This window comes from Vibrio aquaticus (assembly GCF_003970385.1).
GTDB classification, from domain to species: domain Bacteria; phylum Pseudomonadota; class Gammaproteobacteria; order Enterobacterales; family Vibrionaceae; genus Vibrio; species Vibrio aquaticus.
The window spans coordinates 981,746-1,000,841 of record NZ_RXZH01000001.1 but is presented as its reverse complement, the minus strand read 5'-3'; the positions used below and the strand labels follow the sequence as shown (position 1 = coordinate 1,000,841).

General features: G+C 45.7%; 19 protein-coding genes. 9 read left to right on the top strand and 10 right to left on the bottom strand.

What is annotated here, in order from left to right:
- Positions 1-2: 2 nt before the first annotated feature.
- Positions 3-1,136: an N-acetylglucosamine-6-phosphate deacetylase gene (gene nagA / locus EJ063_RS04280; RefSeq protein ID WP_126572762.1), complete on the top strand. Its 1,134-nt coding sequence runs from the start codon at positions 3-5 to the stop codon at positions 1,134-1,136.
- A 26-nt stretch (positions 1,137-1,162) separates the two neighbouring features.
- On the opposite strand, the gene EJ063_RS04275 is transcribed toward nagA, so the two are convergent.
- Positions 1,163-2,281 carry a multidrug effflux MFS transporter gene (locus EJ063_RS04275; RefSeq protein WP_126572761.1) on the bottom strand — a complete coding sequence of 373 codons (1,119 nt, stop codon included), beginning with the start codon at positions 2,279-2,281 and terminating at the stop codon, positions 1,163-1,165.
- Between the two features lie 97 nt (positions 2,282-2,378).
- On the opposite strand from EJ063_RS04275, the gene EJ063_RS04270 reads away from it, so the two are divergent.
- The 3 genes from EJ063_RS04270 to EJ063_RS04260 all read left to right on the top strand — a co-directional run bounded on the left by EJ063_RS04270 (position 2,379) and on the right by EJ063_RS04260 (position 5,098).
- Entirely contained in the window at positions 2,379-3,170 is a 792-nt protein-coding gene (locus EJ063_RS04270; protein WP_126572760.1) for an AraC family transcriptional regulator, read from the top strand.
- Between the two features lie 49 nt (positions 3,171-3,219).
- Positions 3,220-4,086, top strand: a complete 867-nt coding sequence (locus EJ063_RS04265) for a glycerol kinase (protein WP_126572759.1) — start codon at positions 3,220-3,222, stop codon at positions 4,084-4,086.
- Positions 4,087-4,171: 85 nt separating this feature from the next.
- A complete protein-coding gene (locus EJ063_RS04260) occupies positions 4,172-5,098 on the top strand; it encodes a LysR family transcriptional regulator (protein ID WP_126572758.1) in 927 nt (308 codons plus the stop codon).
- Positions 5,099-5,116: 18 nt separating this feature from the next.
- On the opposite strand, the gene EJ063_RS04255 is transcribed toward EJ063_RS04260, so the two are convergent.
- The gene (locus tag EJ063_RS04255; protein WP_126572757.1) at positions 5,117-6,001 is read right to left on the bottom strand and encodes a LysR substrate-binding domain-containing protein; all 885 of its coding nucleotides are present in this window, start codon (positions 5,999-6,001) and stop codon (positions 5,117-5,119) included.
- A 149-nt stretch (positions 6,002-6,150) separates the two neighbouring features.
- Between EJ063_RS04255 and hisC the strand changes: the two genes are divergently transcribed.
- A complete protein-coding gene (gene hisC / locus EJ063_RS04250) occupies positions 6,151-7,230 on the top strand; it encodes a histidinol-phosphate transaminase (protein ID WP_126572756.1) in 1,080 nt (359 codons plus the stop codon).
- A gap of 11 nt (positions 7,231-7,241) precedes the next feature.
- Positions 7,242-8,024 (top strand): ABC transporter substrate-binding protein, encoded by a 783-nt coding sequence (locus tag EJ063_RS04245; protein WP_126572755.1) that lies wholly within the window; start codon positions 7,242-7,244, stop codon positions 8,022-8,024.
- A 55-nt stretch (positions 8,025-8,079) separates the two neighbouring features.
- Here EJ063_RS04245 and EJ063_RS04240 read toward each other — a convergent pair whose 3' ends face one another.
- The 8 genes from EJ063_RS04240 to EJ063_RS04205 form a co-directional block, all read right to left on the bottom strand.
- On the bottom strand, positions 8,080-8,508 hold the full coding sequence (locus tag EJ063_RS04240) for a YccF domain-containing protein (protein WP_126572754.1): 429 nt from the start codon (positions 8,506-8,508) through the stop codon (positions 8,080-8,082).
- 25 nt (positions 8,509-8,533) lie between these two features.
- Positions 8,534-8,827, bottom strand: coding sequence for an antibiotic biosynthesis monooxygenase family protein (locus tag EJ063_RS04235; protein WP_126572753.1), 294 nt, complete (start codon positions 8,825-8,827; stop codon positions 8,534-8,536).
- A gap of 34 nt (positions 8,828-8,861) precedes the next feature.
- The gene (locus EJ063_RS04230) at positions 8,862-9,590 is read right to left on the bottom strand and encodes a sulfite exporter TauE/SafE family protein (RefSeq protein WP_126572752.1); all 729 of its coding nucleotides are present in this window, start codon (positions 9,588-9,590) and stop codon (positions 8,862-8,864) included.
- 104 nt (positions 9,591-9,694) lie between these two features.
- Positions 9,695-11,239: a cryptochrome/photolyase family protein gene (locus EJ063_RS04225; RefSeq protein WP_126572751.1), complete on the bottom strand. Its 1,545-nt coding sequence runs from the start codon at positions 11,237-11,239 to the stop codon at positions 9,695-9,697.
- The gene (locus EJ063_RS04220; RefSeq protein ID WP_126572750.1) at positions 11,239-12,516 is read right to left on the bottom strand and encodes a DASH family cryptochrome; all 1,278 of its coding nucleotides are present in this window, start codon (positions 12,514-12,516) and stop codon (positions 11,239-11,241) included. Before EJ063_RS04220 ends, EJ063_RS04225 begins: the two co-directional genes overlap by 1 nt.
- 86 nt (positions 12,517-12,602) lie before the next feature.
- A complete protein-coding gene (locus EJ063_RS04215; protein ID WP_126572749.1) occupies positions 12,603-13,808 on the bottom strand; it encodes an MFS transporter in 1,206 nt (401 codons plus the stop codon).
- A gap of 9 nt (positions 13,809-13,817) precedes the next feature.
- Entirely contained in the window at positions 13,818-13,997 is a 180-nt protein-coding gene (locus EJ063_RS04210) for a hypothetical protein (RefSeq protein ID WP_126572748.1), read from the bottom strand.
- An 81-nt stretch (positions 13,998-14,078) separates the two neighbouring features.
- On the bottom strand, positions 14,079-14,501 hold the full coding sequence (locus tag EJ063_RS04205; protein ID WP_126572747.1) for a rhodanese-like domain-containing protein: 423 nt from the start codon (positions 14,499-14,501) through the stop codon (positions 14,079-14,081).
- 124 nt (positions 14,502-14,625) lie between these two features.
- Here EJ063_RS04205 and EJ063_RS04200 point away from each other — a divergent pair, with 124 nt between their 5' ends.
- The 3 genes from EJ063_RS04200 (at position 14,626) to hcp (ending at position 19,061) form a co-directional block, all read left to right on the top strand.
- Entirely contained in the window at positions 14,626-15,564 is a 939-nt protein-coding gene (locus EJ063_RS04200; protein WP_126572746.1) for a helix-turn-helix domain-containing protein, read from the top strand.
- A 111-nt stretch (positions 15,565-15,675) separates the two neighbouring features.
- Positions 15,676-17,205 carry a nitric oxide reductase transcriptional regulator NorR gene (gene norR, locus EJ063_RS04195; protein ID WP_126572745.1) on the top strand — a complete coding sequence of 510 codons (1,530 nt, stop codon included), beginning with the start codon at positions 15,676-15,678 and terminating at the stop codon, positions 17,203-17,205.
- 194 nt (positions 17,206-17,399) lie between these two features.
- Positions 17,400-19,061 carry a hydroxylamine reductase gene (hcp, locus tag EJ063_RS04190; RefSeq protein ID WP_126572744.1) on the top strand — a complete coding sequence of 554 codons (1,662 nt, stop codon included), beginning with the start codon at positions 17,400-17,402 and terminating at the stop codon, positions 19,059-19,061.
- Positions 19,062-19,096 lie beyond the last annotated feature (35 nt).

Genomic DNA, 19,096 nt, shown 5'->3' with positions numbered 1-19,096 from the left:
CAATGGGACTCAAAGCCATCTCGGCCCCACGAATTTTTGACGGAAAGCAATATCATTCGAACGCTGCATTAGTTTGGAATGATGAACATATCCACTCAATCGTCCCTATCTCAGAGCTCAATGACAACATTGAACATCAGCACTTTGCCGATGCACTCATTGCTCCTGGATTCATTGATATTCAAGTCAATGGCGGCGGTGGGGTGATGTTCAATAATGATATAACCCCAACAGGCATTGAGGTTATATGTTCGGCACATAGAAAACACGGCACCGCCTACTTACTACCGACATTAATCAGTTCCACACCGGAAAGGATTCAATTGGCGCTCAACGCAACGCAACAAGGGATAAGAGACAAAATTGCTGGCTTGTTGGGTGTGCACCTTGAAGGCCCTTGGCTTAACAAAGACAAAAAAGGTGCTCACGACCCCAACTTATTCTATGCACCAAGTGTGGATGACCTAAGCCAGTTTACTTGGCCAAGTCAGGGAAAAGTGCTTGTCACAGCAGCCGTTGAGAATATTGAGCCCAGCGCTCTTCGTTGGATGAAAGAGCACAATTTCACTCTGTCATGCGGCCACAGCAACGCTAAGGCCTCACAATTGACAGAAGATAAGCTTGTTTTGGTAGATGGATTTACGCATTTATTCAACGCCATGTCGCCATTTGAAGGAAGAGAGCCCGGCGTTGTTGGCACAGCACTCAACACCGATAGGGCATGGTGCTCAATCATCACTGACAATATCCATGTCCACCCACAAAGCTTCCTACTGGCTCACAAAGCCAAACCTCAAGGCAAAATGTTGATTGTTACTGATGCAATGGCAACAGTTGGCAGTGAAAAAGATTACTTTGAGCTTGATGGCGAAGTGATCAGCGTGGTCGATAACAAGTTGGTCAATAGTCGAGGCAACCTTGCAGGTGCACACATTGGTATGGACGAGTCAGTCGCCAATGTTATTGAATGGGGTATCGCTGAAGATGAAGCGCTAAAAATGGCCTCAACTTATCCTGCACAAGCACTGCAATGCGACAAACTTGGCACTCTTGAAGATGGCTTCCGTGCTTCAGCGACGGTATTAGACCGCGAATATCGAAGTCAGGCGGTACTCGTCGATGGAAAGCTATACTAAAAAAGGAGGCCTAGCCTCCTTTTTTCTTATCGCGCCAACTTAGCGAATACCAAAACAGTGCCAAATACGCTGAGTGCCAATCCCAGGTCTTGCATCGTACCCACCGCAGACAAGCCCAATCCAATCATCAAGTAGTACATCAGACCAAACAAGGCACCGGCACTGCCAGCTTGCGCTTTGTAATTGACGAGCGCACCGCTCAAAAGGTTAGGGATACCAACGCCAAACGAGGCAACAATCAATAGCATGGGCGCTAAAAACCATAAGCTTGATTGCAACACGTAGACACCAACCGCCCCAGCTAATGCTCCGCTAACCGCAAGCCAAATCAATTGTGAGGAATGCCACTGTCGCTTAAGCAATGATTTATTTATCACGCTACCAACAAAAGTCCCTGCTGCCAGTACAACACCGCTGTACCCAAATTGCTGACTATTAAACCCCATAGACTCAAACACAAATGGACCTTGAAGGTAGTAGCTAAACAATACTATGTTAAACGCAGCCACCATGATTGCATCTAACCAAATGTGCTTGTCCGATAACATTGCTCTCATTAGTCTTGCGAGGTCTGGGCGGCTAATCTGCTCTGGTTTGGTTTCTGGTAACCGGACACTACACGCCAACACAAGCACAACTGCAAGGAGTGACAATGCCGCAAATACGCCTTGATAGCCACCAATGTCAGCCAGTACACCACCTGACATTAAGCCAATCACAGGGCTTATTGAGATCCCCACTCCCATATACCCAAACACTTTAGCCAAACCTACGCCGTCGTAGCTATCACGTAACATAGTTTGCGTCACCACAGAACCAACCGCTGCACCAAAGGCACTTAACGCCCTGAAGCTGATCAGCTGCTCAAAGTTGCTCGCAAACATGGCACCAATTGCCGCTAAACCATAGACCGTTAGCCCGAGTAGCATCGAACGTCTGCGACCTAAGTAATCTGCAGCAATCCCCCAGAAAACCACGCCGACTGCAAATGCACTAAAGTAGACAGACAAGGTTTGACTGGCCACGATATTTGTCACGTCAAACACCTGAGCAATATTAGGCAGCACAGGGCTATAAATCGTCTCAATGATTTGCGGGAACATCATCAATGTCACCATGAGCCAAATTGAAGGAACCTTCTTCATCTCTTTCACCTGTTCTCAAATAAGTAGGCGTAGTTTAGGCAAACTGCTAAAGTCCATATAACGACATTAAAACAATAAACATCAAAATAAGGACAACATGGCGCTGATTGATGAAACAACCCGTTTTAACGCTGACGAGCTTGATTCTTATGTCGTTGGCATTGCAGCGCGAGTCGGCAAACATGACTCAGGTATGCACTCTCATGCCAAAGCGCAATTACTCTATGCCCCTCAAGGATGTATGAGCATTCAGCTACAAGGACGAAAGAGTGTCTTGCCCCCTACTCGTGCGGCCTGGATCCCTGCAGGTGTTAAGCATTGCGCCATCATGAACAACGTCGTTGAGTATCGTTCACTTTATTTCGATCTCACCGTAGCGCCCCAAATTGATCAGGTTAGTCGGATTGATCAAATCAAAATTGTTGAAGTGACTCCCTTACTGCAAGCCCTTATTGAACGCATGTCGTTTTGGGAGTGGAACAAACCAGAGTCTGAAATGACCAACACACTTGCCCTATTTATCGAAGAGTTAAACCAATCAACTGAGCAATTGCTTTCCTTACCGATTCCTAGTGATCCTCGATTGTCAGGTTGGATTGACTCCCTAAACCAGCCCACTTCTATCGTTCCAGCACTCAATCAGCTCGCCAATCACATTGGGGCGAGCAGTAAAACTATCAGCCGGATATTCACTCGAGAGACAGGTATGCCGTATCAATCTTGGCGGCAACAATGGCGACTGCTTAGATCCATAGAACTATTGTCACAAGGTTTGCAAGTCAATGACGTCGCTTATCAGTTAGAATTTTCGAGCGACAGTGCTTTCATTACCTTCTTCAAGCAGCAAACTGGCGCTACGCCTCTCCAATATTTGCACTCATCCGCTTGATTAAATTGGTCTTTACTCCAACAATGTCGATATTGAACCGGAGGTACCCATGTCTGACAAAATCTCAACCACGGCACTGGCAAAGTTGCGCGATCTGGACGCCAAAGATCTATTTAGCGAGCTCAAAATCGCAGGCTACATTAATCGCGGCGAGGATGGCTGGGTACTGACAGAACTGGGGAAAAAATTTGGTGGTGAGTACGTGAATCACACCAAGTTTGGGCAATTTATTGTCTGGCCAGAAAACCTACTGATCGACTCGACAGCCACTAGCGGAAACACGCTCAGCGCCACTCAAATTGGTCAACGTTTCTCGCTTAGCGCCAAGAAAATCAATCAGCTACTGCAAGAGCTTGGTTGGATAGAAAAGTCTGATGATGGGTGGTCAGTCACCGCATCGGGACTGACCGCAGCAGGTTATCAAAGAGAAGACAAAGAAAGTGGACAAAAGTTTGTCGTTTGGCACGACAGTATTATTCGTAATAAGCGACTCAGACAATCCGTCGTCGAGTTTTCGGGCCAAGACGCCGAAGCACACGCAACCGACAAGTCACTTTCTAGCTTTAGGCAAAAATTCGAAGCCAAACATCGCACCTTAGACGGCCATTATGTTCGTTCTAAAGGCGAGCTGATCATTGATAACTGGCTGTACATGAATGGCATTGTTCACGCCTATGATCGACAACTTCCTATCGAAGAAGATGTGTTGAGTGATTTCTACCTACCGAGCGGTAAGGTCTATTTGCAATACTGGGGCAATGACTCAGGTAACATGAATGAACAGCAGCAAACGTCAATCAGAGACATTTACCAAGCACACCAATTTCCACTCATCGAAATTTACCCTGACCAAATAGATCAACTTGATAGCGTGCTGCCACCAAAACTCAAAGCTTTTGGGATTAAGGCATATTGATGGTTTATTCTTGATTCGTAAGGAATATGTATTGGTGAATCTATCATAAGAGCGATATTATCGAACCACTAGCACGGAGGCTGACATGGCAAAAGACCTATTCGCAAACTTAGATTTAAATTTATTACGCACTTTTATTATTCTTCATCAAGAACGAAATATGCGTAAAGCGGCAGAAAGGCTATTTGTCTCTCAACCTGCAGTCAGTAAAGCGCTACAAAGGCTAAGAGATCATTTCGATGATGAGCTGTTTGTCAAAACCCATCACGGACTTCGAGCAACGGAATACGCCAACACCTTAGCGGATAATATCGCGCCGCTCTTGGATCAGTTGTCTAGTTCCATCAACGCGAGTTCTCAATTCAACCCAGAAGAGCTTACAGGGACCATCAAGATCGCTCTCGCCCCTTTTATTCTCAGTTCATTTGCCAGTGACATCTTTTGGGCCATCCGTTCACACGCTCCAAACGTTCAAGTTCAGCTGCTTAATTGGTCAAAGAACACCATGCAAGAGCTAATTAACGATGAAGTGGTATTGGGCGTTAACTACGAAATCAGTCACGCACCTAAAGAGCTGATCAGTAAAAAGGTCGCGCAAGATAGTTTTCATATCTACGTGCGAAAAGATCATCCATACCAGGGTAAGACTTTAGATTTTGAACAGGCGGCTGACTTCGAATTCGCCACCATCATCGCTGCGGACTGGAACTCGACACAATCGTTCACTGAAAAGATGCTCAAACTGAGGAACATTGAACCCAACATCGCCTTTCGATCAGAGCTGCCATCCGCTGTTATATCGGTTGTCGAAAGTTCGGATATAGCTTTCCCCGCTTCTAAGCTCACAAACGCCGATAAATCAAAAGCGTTAAGACGCATTCCTATTGTTATGGATAACGAAGAGTTTGGCCCAGAAGTCTTTGTCTACTATCACCATAAGAATCGTCAAAACAAAACCACCCTATGGATTAAGCAGATTATTGAAGAGCTTTTGAACTCTGAGGAACGCTAGTTCAAACCGCTTTTAGACTCACTCCCCGTCTTTCGCTAACCACTCCACCAGCTGCGTTATATGCTGGCTTTCCGCTCGGCTTGGTGTCATCAGATAATACCCATTGCCCGACAGCACGCTTTCGTTAAAGGGTTGGACGAGGTGTTTCAGTTTGAGATCTCGTTCGGCCAATGTCAGATCGCCAATTGCAATCCCATAGCCAAGCTGCGCAGCACCCATAGATTGATCCAGCGTGGCGAAGGTTTGGTTACGCTTGGCCTTCTTCACACCAGAGGTAAACTCACTCAGCCAAAGGTGCCAATCAGATTGCTCAGCATTGGCGTGTAACCAAGTAAAATCAGCCAGCTTAGATAGCCTCTTCTCTAATGTGCCCTCTTCTGATGCCCACAGTTCTGGTGAGCAAATTGGTGACAAGCGCTCATTGAACAGCAGGGTTTGATTGATGGTTTTGGTCTTTAGTGGCTTGCCGTACAAAATGGCCAAATCAAAACTGTCAAAGTTAGGGGTCACTTGATGTTTCGTCGTGGAAGTCAGCTCAACATTGATATCGGGATAATGCTGCTGAAACTCAGCTAAACGACCTAGCAGCCACGAGGTTATACAGGTTGGCGCATTGAGTTTAATTCGATTTGCCCCTTCCGCCACTTCCCTCACCGCTCTTTGCAGTTGACCGACGACCTCTTCAGCCAAGCTAACAAAACGTTCACCTTCAGGTGTCAGGGAAAGACCTCTTGCTTGGCGATAGAAAAGGTTCACCCCTACAATCTCTTCCAAGGATTGAACCTGTCGACTGATCGCACCTTGAGTCATGTTCATCGCTTCACCTGCATGAGTGAAATTAAGATGCTGTGCGGTAGCCAAGAAGATTTGTAGCTGCTTTGTAGAGGGGAGTCTATGTGCCATTCGCTTTAGTCATGATAAAAATGCATGGCTAGTATGTCTTATTTTCGTTTCATAGTTAATCAACTTTTGACTAAATTACCAATCAAAGAGCATTTATATGAATTTATTTTCTAAAATAGTGCCTATAAAATCACAAGAGATACTGACTCATGACTTCGATTGCTGAAAAACTGGCTCCAGAGAGCATAAAAAAATTAATACCTTACCAATCTGCACGCCGTATTGGTGGCTCAGGTCGTTTATGGCTCAATGCAAACGAACTAGAAGAAGCGATCCCGTTTTCTGAGCATCAAGCGGATTACAGTCGTTACCCTGATTTCCTGCCGCAGGATATCGCTGCCGCTTATCAAAAATACTGTGGTACACAACAGCCTGTGCTTGCGGTTCGCGGAGCAGATGAGGCGATAGACCTTCTAATTAGAACCTTCTGTCAGCCAGGTAAAGATAAGATTGCGATCTGCTCACCAACATACGCCATGTATGAGTTTTGTGCCGAGTCTTTGGCAATTGATGTAGTGGATACACCTTTGCTTGCGCCTGATTTTTCATTAGACGTGGCAGGTGTGGTTAATGCTGCTCAGCAGGCCAATCTGATCTTCTTATGCTCGCCAAACAACCCAACAGGTCAACTTCTTAGCAAAGAGAAAATTGTTTCTGTACTTGAGCAAACTCAGCACGATGCGATTGTTGTTGTCGATGAAGCGTATATTGAGTTTGAGATTGGAGAGACAGTCGTCGACTTGATTGACCACTACCCGAACCTAGTGGTGATCAGAACCCTATCAAAAGCATTTGGCCTTGCCGCGGTAAGATGTGGCTTTATTGTCGCTTCACCAAGCGTGATGGAGTTTGTACAAAAGCTTGTGCCTCCTTATCCAATGCCAGACTGCTCAGCGCAAATCGTGTTAGAGGCGCTAAGCGATGGTGGATTAAGCAAGGTTCACCAAGCCACGACGGCACTGATCAATACTCGTGAAGAGTTTGTAGAGCGTATTCAGTCGCTCCCTTGGATTGAAATGGTTTACCCATCATCAACCAACTTTGTTTTGATTCGTACTAAGTCAGATATTCCGCTGTTCCAATACTTACTTGAGCAGGGCATCGTGACACGTAATCAAGCCCATGAGCCAAGCTTAAAAGACTGCGTTCGCATCACCGTTGGCTCAAAAGTGAGCATGAATGAAGTCGCAGACACCATCTGCCAATACCCATATAATGAATCGAAATAAAGGACTAAATCATGAAGAAATTACTGACTGTTATTGCTTGTGCCTCTGCACTACTGGCTTCTCCTGCGTTCGCGAATAAGCCTGTACGCCTTGCTTCTGATTTTACCTACCCTCCTTTTAACTACATGGGTACAGACGGCAAACCAGCTGGTTTTGATATCGAAATTGCTGATGCTCTATGTGAAGAAGCAAAGCTAAAGTGTACTTGGGTTTCACAAAGTTGGGACTCTCTGATCCCTGGCCTTATGTCTCGTAAGTCAGATGTGATTATGGCGTCAATGCGTATCACTGAAGAGCGTAAGAGACGCGTGCTGTTCACAGACAAGTATTACCAAACTCCTGCGCGCTTTGTGGCAGCCAAATCAGAAGCAATCACGATTTCAAAGCAAGGTTTAGAAGACAAAGTGATTGGGGTTCAAACAGGCACTATTCACGATCGTTACGTCACTGATATGTTTGGCGATGTGGCAAAAATCAAGCGTTACAACGGCCAAGACGAAGTGTACATTGATATGCAAAATGGTCGTCTAGACGCCACATTTGGCAACTCAGACCAACTTTCACTGGCATTCTTAGATCAAGCAATTGGTCAAGGCTTTGAGTTCGTGGGTGAAGCCGTCACAGATAAAGCCTACATTGGCGAAGGCACAGCACTGGCACTGCGTAAGAACGATAAAGCGCTGGCTAACAAGTTTAACCAAGCGATTAAGACGATCCGTGAGAATGGCACTTACGACAAGATCGCCGCAAAGTACTTCTCGTTCGATATCTATGGTGAAGAGCTAACAAAGTAACGTCACCTTAAACGCAAAAAGCCCCAAGTTTGGGGCTTTTTCTGTTTCTATTGGGTTACTTTGAGTAACGCGCCATTGCGGCTTCTTCTTTAGACACCACGGTTTTCCCGATTGGAGCCAAAGAAATGTACGCTAACTTTAAGTGCTGCAGCGCAAATGGAATACCGATGATGGTAATAAAACACGCCACTGCTGACATGATGTGACCAATCGCAAGCCAAATACCGGCAAGCAAGAACCAAACGATGTTACCGATCACACCCAATGGACTGGTACCGATGTCCATCTCTTTGGTCAATTCATCTCTCGATACTACTTCTTGGCCAAATGGGAAAAACGAGAAATTACCCATCACAAAACATGCTCGGCCCCATGGAATACCGACAATACTGATAAAGCAGATCAAGCCGACTAGCCACCAAGCTAGCCCCATAAACACACCACCACACAAGAACCAAATAATATTACCAAGTGTTCTTAACACGTTATTTCTCCTTCTTTAGAAAACCTTAACCGTAGACTTTTTCAAAGTGTTCTACGGTTGGGAATGGGTCATAAAAATGGTGTAAAAGAGCCTTCCATTCCTGATATTCAGCAGACTGTCTAAAGCCTTGCTCATGGTCTTCCAATGTTTGCCAGTTCACTAATAAAATATAGCGGCTTGGGTTTTCAATACAACGTTGAAGCTGATGTGACACATACCCTTTCATACTTGAAATGATGGTCTGTGCCTTTGCGAAGTTTTGCTCAAACTCAGCTTCCAAATTGGGTTTAACATCCAATATTGCGACTTCCAGTATCATGGTTTTTCCTTAACCTAAGATGAATAACGAAAAATTATTGTAACCCTTGCCATACCGCTGTAACGCCACTGATCGAACACAGCAGCAATGCACCCACTCGAATTTTCTCTTTTGGTAGAGAATGAGTGGTTAATTGCGCCAACTTGTAGCCAACCCATGCCGCTGGAATAAGCGGGATAGAAATCCAAAGATGGTGCAAGGTTAAAAATCCGGCCGGCATTTGAATCAATAAAGAGATCAGGGAACTAAAGACAAAAAACGCTGAAAGGTTTCCTCTTAGCTGATTCGCTTCTTGATGTTGTAAAAGCAGCGCCATTGGTGGGCCACCGATCGCAGAGCTCGTTCCGAAAAATCCAGAAAAGAAACCTGCAATACCCATTCTGGTTGGAGTTGGTTCAATCCGAAACGGAAGTAAGCTAACCACAACAGCAAACAGCACCAAAACACCCAGCCAGAGTGCCAACAAGTCAGTAGAAACCATCACAAGCAGCACGCCACCAGCAATTGAGCCCGGAACACGACCAATCAGGGCCATTTTAAGCCCGCCGATCTCAACACTATCACGGTGTTTCATCGCGTTAAGAATGGAGATAAACAACGCAACAAGACAGATAGGCGCTGGCACATAGTCTGGGGATATCAGAAACAGAAGTGGGGCGGCAACAATTGCCAGTCCAAAGCCGATTGCAGTCTGAACAAAAGAGCCTAGAAAAATGAGCAAGGCTGCAATCAATGCTTCTGGAGTTATCCATTCAGCAAACATATTTATTTTCATTTTGTAACAAAGTAGGCACTCATCATAATGTAAATGCCTATCTTTTAAAGAAAATAATCGTGCAATTGCTCACCGATTTTTGCTCACGTCAACTAAAGCGCATCAAGGTCATCCAAATAAGATTGAGCCGTGTCTAACACCGCTTGCTGAGCATCAACGTCCATGCCGTCCCAAGAGCGATAAATCACACCGACTCTCGGGTTCTGCGCTAGCCTATCGCGGTGCTTGACCATAAATCGCCAGTAAAGGCTGTTCAGAGGACATGAGCCGTGACCACTTTTACTCTTTTGGTCATAACGACAACTTTTACAGTAATCACTCATTCGATGAACGTAGGCGCCACTGGCCGCATAAGGCTTTGTACCGACAATACCGCCATCAGCAAACAGCGCCATACCTCGGGTATTTGGCATTTCAACCCACTCTAGCGCATCAACATAGATGCCTAAATACCACTCCTCGACTTGATCTGGCTCTACCTCCGCAATTAAGCAAAAGTTGCCGGTAATCATCAAGCGTTGTATGTGGTGAGCATACCCGTAGTCTAGCGACTGGCCGATAGCACGCTGCATACAGTTCATTTGTGTTTTTCCAGTCCAAAAGAACTTAGGTAGCGCATTGCTCGCAGATAAGTGATTTTTTTCAGCGTATTCCGGCATGTTGGTCCAGTAAACCGCTCGGATGTACTCTCGCCAGCCAAGGATTTGCCTGACGAACCCTTCGACCTGAGAAATATCGATGTCAGGGTTATTTTCATAAGCAGACAGCGCCGCATTAATCACCTCTAATGGGCTCAGCATTTTACTATTGAGGGAAAAGGCCAAACGGCTGTGATACAGGCTCCATTGCGATGGGTGTTGATCCGTCATTGCATCTTGAAAACGACCAAAATTGGGCAAGCATACTCGGCAAAAGTGAGCCAACAACGACAAACTCTGATTGCGATTTATAGGCCAAAGTAAACGTTCACTGGCATTTCCAATGGTTTGAGTATTATGGCTGTCTAACCGAGCGATAAACTCAGTGACGTTATTCTCAAACATCAGTGGCATGGGCAACTCTGCCACGTCTGCAGGCTTTAATTTATTGCGATTATTGGCGTCGTAGTTCCACTTTCCTCCAAGCGGCTTGTTACCCTCCATCAATATATTAAAACGCTTACGCATGCGGCGATAAAAATGCTCCATCATCACATGCTTACCCTTCACAAAATGCTCACCGAACTGCTCTCGAGGTAACAAGAAATGTTCGCTATCAATGGTCGATATCTGGCATGTTGTCAGCGTCAATGAGCTGAGCTGTTGTTGGAGTCGATATTCATCTGGGAGTTGGTATTCGAAAGAGTCAACGTTGTGTTGCGTTACTAAGCTCAATAGCAGCTCATTCAGTTTTTCAAACTTTGCGGTGTCATCGAGGGTCAAGTGCAGAACTTGGTGGCCATTTTCTCTAAGCTCGCAGGCGAAACTCTGCATGGCAGCAAAAAAAGCGCAAACCTTTTGAACATGGTGGCGCACATATTCAGCCTCTTGAGGAAACTCGGCGATCACATACAACACCGACTCATCAACATTGGAGAACCAAGAATGGTTGTGATTAAGCTGATCGCCAAGGATTAGACGAAGTGTTTTGTAGTTCATCAATTGTCCTCGTTGTCTTCTTTAGTCCACTTGCGAATGAACACTCCGTCTGGATCGTACATTTCTGTTTGTTTTTGCAAATTGAATTGACGCGATGATCTTGGGTCGGCCCCAACACCAGCAAGGTACTGCCAGTTGCCCCAGTTAGATCCAACATCGTAATCGATCAGTTGGCTTTCAAAATAAGCAGCACCGTACCGCCAATCTAGAACCAGTTCATGAATCAAGCAGCTTGCGACTAACTGCCTTCCTCGGTTTGACATATATCCGGTTCGTTTAAGCTGCTTCATGCAGGCATTGACGATCAGGTAAGGTGTCTCGCCTTGTGCCCAGGCTTCAAAGCACTGTTTATCAAAAGAACCACTCGGTGTTTGATCTGTAATTCCGGTCAAACAAAATAATCGATTTTGGTGCTTTCTGCCGTACCAATAAAAATACTCTCGCCATAGCAACTCGAAATAGATCCAGTAGGTTGAATCGTTGGCTCCTTGTTGACGCTCATAAGTGCTCAGTCTCTGCAGGATACAGTGAGGAGACAAACAGCCTAGCGCGAGCCAAGGAGAGAATTTGGTTGAGTAATCCATTCCATCTAAACCGTTGCGAGTTTGTTTATATTCACTGGGTAGTCGAGTCGAGAAGTAATGCTCACAGTGGCTTTGGCCAGCACTCTCGCCGCCTAAAAAGTCGACGTCATATGACGTATTGAGTGAAGCAATCGTCAGCGAAGAGAGTGATAACTCACGCTTTCTCGGCAATGAATATGCGGTTTTGGGTTTAGCGAAAGAGAGGGATTCAACTTTTTTCCGGAATTGGGTGAAAGTCTTGGGCAAGTCGACCAAATCAAACGGTAATTCTGCTAACTGAAACAGTGAACCGACACTATGCAGGACCATCTTGAGATGAGGAAACTGCGCTTCGATACTTGAGACCACTTGTTGCTCGTCACTCCCTGCGCTATGGGAGCAATAAAAATGAGTCACATTGTGCTGTTGAATCACCTTTTCAAGAATCGGTGCGGGCTCTGAATCAAACAGCCATAATTGTTGGCCAAGATGCTCTAGACGAGCATTCAATTCATAAACTGACTGCGCGGTAAATCTTTCTTTAGGTAGACCTAAGCGATGCTGTAATGAAAAGTGTCGAAGAAAAGGTGTGGCAGTGGGAAAGCAATATAAGCAAATCAGTTCATCGACCTCGAGGCTTGCTTGATGCAGTAGGTCATTATCTGTAATTCTTAAATCATTAGTGAACCAATAAAGTCCGATGCATGTTGGCAAAATCTGCTCCTATCACAGGTATCGTAATTAACATTGTTTATTAATACGATGTGATAGGAGCAAATCGCTCATCAAGATGACAAAGATTATGCCGTTGCTAAACGTCGAACAGGCTGATCGTTAATCGGTAGATGAATCAGCGCAGCCGCAAATGCAAGTACAACCGTCGACCACCAGATTGGATCGTATGAGCCGTAGTAATCGTAAATACGACCTCCAGCCCATGCACCCAAGAAGCTGCCAACCTGGTGAGTAAAGAATACCAAGCCGTACAAGGTCGATAGGTACTTCGCGCCGAAAATCTGACGAACTAAGCCTGACGTTAACGGCACTGTACCTAGCCAGCAGAAACCAATCGCACCACCAAAGATAGCGGCGGTGTGCTCCGTTACTGGTAGCGTCACAAAGGCACCAATCACCACTGTTCGCATCAGGTATAGAGCAGACATTACGTGACGTTTACTGTACTTATCACCCATCACGCCCCAGAAGTATGAGCCGAAAATGTTAAAAATACCGACATACGCAAGCGCCATTGCCGCAGTTTGAGCCGACAAGTTTTTATCTGCTAAGTAACTTGGTAGGTGCGTAGCAATAAACATTACGTGGAAGCCACAGACAAAGAAGCCTGCATGGATCAACCAATAGCCTTTGTGAGCAAACGCCTCTTTTAACGCCTGCTTAAGCGTTTGTTGCGGTTCTTCTGTTTGCGCAGCATTATCTGACGGCTTAGGCGAACGCATGAAAAGAGCAAAGGCAATCATGGTTGAACACAGAATCGCAAAGCCTTGCAATGCACCTTGCCAGCCAAACTCAGACAACATGGTTTGCGCTCCTGGGATCATTGCGAACATACCAAATGAGCCAGCCGCAGTAGTTAGGCCGAATGCTTTCGCTGCATGTTCTGCAGGCACCACTTTCGCTACCGCACCCAAAACAATCACGTAACTCGTTGCGCTTAAACCTAAGCCAACTAACACGCCCAATGATAAGTACAACATGCTTGGTTCAACCGCAATCGAGGTTAAGTACAAGCCCAAGCCATACGAGATTGCACCTAAAATAATGATGCGCTTGGCGCCAAATCGGTCTGCTGCCATACCAACAAATGGCTGAAACACGCCGAACAAAAGGTTCTGTAATGCAATCGCAAAGCTAAAGAACTCACGGCCAGTTTGGAAGTGGTCCGAAATCGGCATCATGAAAATGCCAAAAGATTGCCTGATACCCAGACAGGTAATTAAGATGGCGATCCCTAGCCAAACCATTAGTGGAAATCGAAAAATGCTCATCAGGTAACCTTAGTGATGATGGTGGTGAGAATGATCGTGTCCATCACCTGTTGTCTGGTGACAGCCGCTATTAATCGCTTGTTGTGCCAACAAATCCAATAACTTAGGTGAATTGTGAACCGCAACAAGTGATAGCACGAGCAGTAAGGTCATTCTCATCAGCTGAGCAAAAAGTGATTGAGAAAACATAGTTCTATATCTCAGCATGTTGTGAAAAAGAGCGCGAAGTGTAGAGATCTCCGCGCAATGACTCAAATGACATTTAATCAATTAGGCTATGCGTTTTTTGCATACATCAAGTTCGGACTTCAATTCGAACCCTTCATCTAGCCAGCCCGTTACCCCACCAATCATCTTCTTCACCGGTCGACCTAACTTTGCCAGTCGAATCGCTGCTTTTTCCGTACCGTTACAATGTGGACCCGCGCAATAAACAACAAACAGTGTATCTTGGGGAAATTCAGCCAAGCGCTTTTCGTTGAGCCTTGGGTGAGGAATATTGATCGCGCCCTCCACATGGCCTTGCTCAAAGAGGCTTTCGCCACGCACATCAACCAGAACAAAGTCTTTCAGACCATTGGTTAAGGCGTGGTGAACATCCCAACAATCAGTCTCGAATTTCAGCAATGACTCAAAATGCGCGAGGGCTTCTTGGCTATTTGCGGCTGCGACTCTTGATACTGCACTTCCCATGTTTTATCTCCTTATCTTAGTGAACAAGGTTGATTATGCGAGCAAAACTTAACCATAAAAATTGGCTTAATAGACAAGGTTCGTTAATATTAAGCCAACATAGTATTCAACCAAGGATCGGAAAATGAATCGTGTCGCTATTCTTGCTCACTCGCACGTTACGCTGTTTGAGATGTCGTGTGCCGTCGAACTGTTTGCTCTGCCAAGGACTGAATTTGAAGACTGGTATCAAACCGATGTGATTAATATGGAAAATGAAACGATCACCACGACAGGTGGCATTGTGATATCGACTCAATTCACCGAGTCCCTTGAAAATTATGACACGCTGATCATTCCCGGTTGGCCAACGTGGGATTACCCAATCCCTCATATCATTGAACGTGAAGTATCTAATTTTGTCTGTGCGGGCAAACGCTTACTGACATTATGTTCCGGGGCCTTCTTACCCGCTAAGTTAGGGTTACTTGATGGCAAAACCGCCACCACCCACTGGATGTACGAGAAAACCTTTCAAGAGCAATTTCCACAAATCCACTACCAATCTGACGTGCTTTACGTGTTTGATGGCAATATTGGTTGCTCAGCAGGCAGTGCCTCCGCCCTCGATCTTGGTTTGGCAGTCATTCGTCAAGACTATGGCTATACTATCGCGAACCAAGTAGCGAAACGTCTAGTGGTCTCGACACATCGGCAAGGTGGACAAGCACAGTTTGTCGAAACACCGATATTAGAAGTGCCGAACCAATTCTCTGATGCTCTAGACTGGGCCAACCAGAATTTAGATAAGAGTATTAATGTGGATGCACTTGCCGCCAAAGCCAATATGTCTCGCCGAACCTTTGATCGTAAATTTCGCGCCAGTTTTGACCTCTCACCCAAAGAGTGGTTGATCAGACAACGAATTGAACGTGCTAAAGGGTTACTTGAGCAAGAGCCTACATCAGTGGAGCAGCTTGCCTATCGAGCGGGTTTTGAGAATGCCACCACTATGAGACATCACTTTCGGCGTTTAGTGGGTGTGTCGCCCCAACAATATCGGGCGCAATTCAACGCTGGATAAAGTATCCATTGACCCAAATCAACCGTATAGCGTTTATACCCATTGGTGCGATGTACTAATGACATCGTATTGTTAGGATGCCTGAACCGCTCTTCATACAGGCTAATCGCTATGCATCAAAACATGAGTAAAGTGCTTCTCGATATTGCACTTAACCTAAGTTCTAACCTCACCAGTGAAAAACAATACCAGCACCTAATTGATGGTATCGACCAAGTTTTTCCTTGTGATGCAAGCGCACTGTTTATTTTGGATGAAGAGGGATTTTTAACCCCTGTTGCGGTTAAAGGCTTATCGAGTAGTGTACTCGGGCGACGCTTTTTTCCTAAAGCACACCCTCGTCTTGAATCAATAATGCAAAGCCGAGAGCCGGTTCGTTTCGATGCCTATTGCGAACTACCCGACCCATTCAGTGGCGTGCTACTGAGTGAAGAAGCGGAGCTCGATGTTCACGACTGTTTGGGTTGCAGCTTATACGTAGAAGGGCAATTAGTCGGCATCCTCACACTTGATTCGATGACGGTAAGTGCTTTTGATGCCATTGAACCCATGGCGATCGAAACTTTCGCAGCATTGGCAGCAGCCACCCTGCGTAACATCGGCCAAATCAAAGCACTGAAAGCTCAGAACAAAAAGCAAAAGCACGTGACTGAAACCTTAATCCAACAAGCTCGCTCTAAAGAGGGGGAAATGGTTGGACTAAGCCCTCAAATGCAGCAACTCAGAAACAACATCGCAACGGTCGCTCAATCAGATTATGCAGTGCTGATCACAGGCGAGACTGGCGTTGGTAAAGAGTTGGTTGCTCACAGCGTTCATGCGCAGTCTCATCGCAGCACTAAACCAATGATCTACGTAAACTGTGCAGCGCTCCCTGAAGGGCTAGCAGAAAGTGAGCTGTTTGGGCACGTGAAAGGCGCATTTACCGGTGCAAACAGCTCCCGTGCAGGTAAGTTTGAACTGGCTGACGGTGGGACAATCTTTTTGGATGAACTAGGTGAACTTCCACTCGTTCTTCAAGCAAAGCTATTGCGTGTGATCCAGCAAGGTGAGCTGCAACGAGTAGGCAGCGACAAACATTTATTGGTCAATGTTCGCATCATCGCTGCAACCAACCGGAACCTAGAGCAAGAAGTGGCAAACGGACAGTTTAGAGCAGATTTATACCACCGCTTAAACGTCTTTCCGATTGCGGTTCCACCTCTTAGACACCGTGACGGCGACATTCCGGTGCTATCCGGTTACCTGTTAGAAAAGGTGCGTAGCCAATTCAATATTCCAAACTTGCATTTACACCCAAAGGCCTTAGTGAAACTAGAAGCCCAACCTTGGCCAGGCAACGTGCGTGAGCTGGAACATACACTAACAAGAGCAGCATTGAGAGCGATTCAAGAACAGAAGCAGATTATACAGCTAGGGCATTTTGAGTCAGTCGAACGCGCCAAGGATGTAAAAAACACATCAAAATATTTTCCGCAACAGAGTATTGGTATGCGTTCCTTAGTCGAAGAGTATCAAAAGGAATTGATCATCCATGCGCTTGATAAATCGGAGAGAACTTGGTCAAAAGCAGCTGAATTTTTGCAGATGGATCGCGGTAATCTGTACCGTATGGGCAAAAAATTCGATATCAACCCATAAAACCCTAGCAAGTTCGTTGTAGAAATCACATCGCCAACGTTGTCTTTTCTACAACGACCGACAATCGAGAAACAAAGTTAAATTAATAAAATCAAACACTTAGTTATTGGCACAATCCCTGCTCTTACAGTGACATATAAAAACGAAGCGGACCAAACCGCTGAGAATCAAATAATCGTTACTGGAGACACGCTATGTTCTGTATTCAATGTGAACAGACTATTCAAACCCCAACTGTTAAAGGCTGTTCTTTCGCACAAGGCATGTGCGGTAAGACTTCTGAAGTGTCAGACCTGCAAGACGTTCTTGTTTACACACTTCAAGGTGTTTCTTACTGGGCAGAACAAGCACACAAATTCGACATCATCGACAGTGAAATTAACCAGTGGGCACCTCGCGCATTCTTCTCAACGCTGACTAACGTTAACTTCGATCCTGCACGTATTCTAGAGCTATCAGCAGAAGCTGCTCAGTTCAAGGCTCGCTTAAAAGAGCAAACTCTGGCGGCAGCAAAACTGGCTGACTTAGCCTTAGATGAAGCCCCAGCAGTTGCTAACTTTGAGCTTCCAGCGACGGCAGAAGAGATCCTAGTATTCGCACCACAAGTTGCGGTTAACCGTGGTTACGAAACCATCAGTGAAGATGTGATTGGCTTGCGTCTACTGTGTCTTTACGGCCTAAAAGGTGCTGCTGCTTACATGGAACACGCTCGTGTACTTGAACAAACCTCTGACGAAATTTATGCCGAATACCATCAAATCATGGCATGGCTAGGCACTGATCCTGAAGATCTCAATGCGCTTCTAGAATGCTCGATGCAAATCGGCTTAATGAACTACAAAGTGATGGAGATGCTCGATCACGGTGAAACTCAGACGTTCGGTCACCCAGCGCCAACAGCAGTGAACGTAAAAACCGTCAAAGGCAAAGCGATTCTAGTGTCAGGCCATGATCTACATGACCTTGAGAAAATTCTTCAGCAAACCGAAGGCAAAGGCATCAACGTTTACACCAACGGTGAGATGCTACCAGCACACGGCTACCCTGAGCTGAACAAATACCCTCACTTAGTGGGTAACTACGGCAGCGCATGGCAGAACCAACAAAAAGAGTTTGCGAATTTCCCTGGCGCAATCGTAATGACATCAAACTGTCTGCTTAACCCAAACGTTGGCCAATACGCTGATCGCTTATTCACTCGCAGCATTGTGGGCTGGCCAGGTGTTGCACACATTGAAGGTGATGATTTCAGTGAAGTGATCGAGTGTGCTCTAGCACAAGACGGTTTCCAACATAATGAAATTGAACAGATGATCACCGTAGGCTTTGGCCGCAATGCACTGATGCAAGCGGCTCCTGCTGTGGTTGAAGAAGTGAAAGCAGGCAACATCAAACACTTCTTCCTAGTGGGTGGTTGTGACGGTGACAAATCTGAGCGTAGCTACTACACAGACTTTACTGCCCAAGCTCCAGAAGACAGCGTAATCCTAACGCTGGCTTGTGGTAAATTCCGCTTCAACAAGAATCAGTTTGGTGACATCAACGGTATTCCTCGTCTGCTAGATGTTGGCCAATGTAACGATGCGTACTCTGCAATCCAACTTGCACTTGCTCTGTCTAAAGAGTTCGACTGCGACATCAACGAACTGCCACTAACCTTGGTTCTATCTTGGTTTGAACAAAAAGCGATCGTAATTCTTCTGACTCTGTTCGCACTAGGCGTAAAAGGCATTTACACCGGTCCAACAGCACCTGCGTTCTTAACCGACAATCTAATCAAAGTGATTCAAGATAAATTCGACATGCGCAGCATTGGCAACGTTGAAGACGATCTTAAAACCATCCTAGCGGCTTAATCGCTTTACTGCTTACGCCCAATACTTGGTTCTCC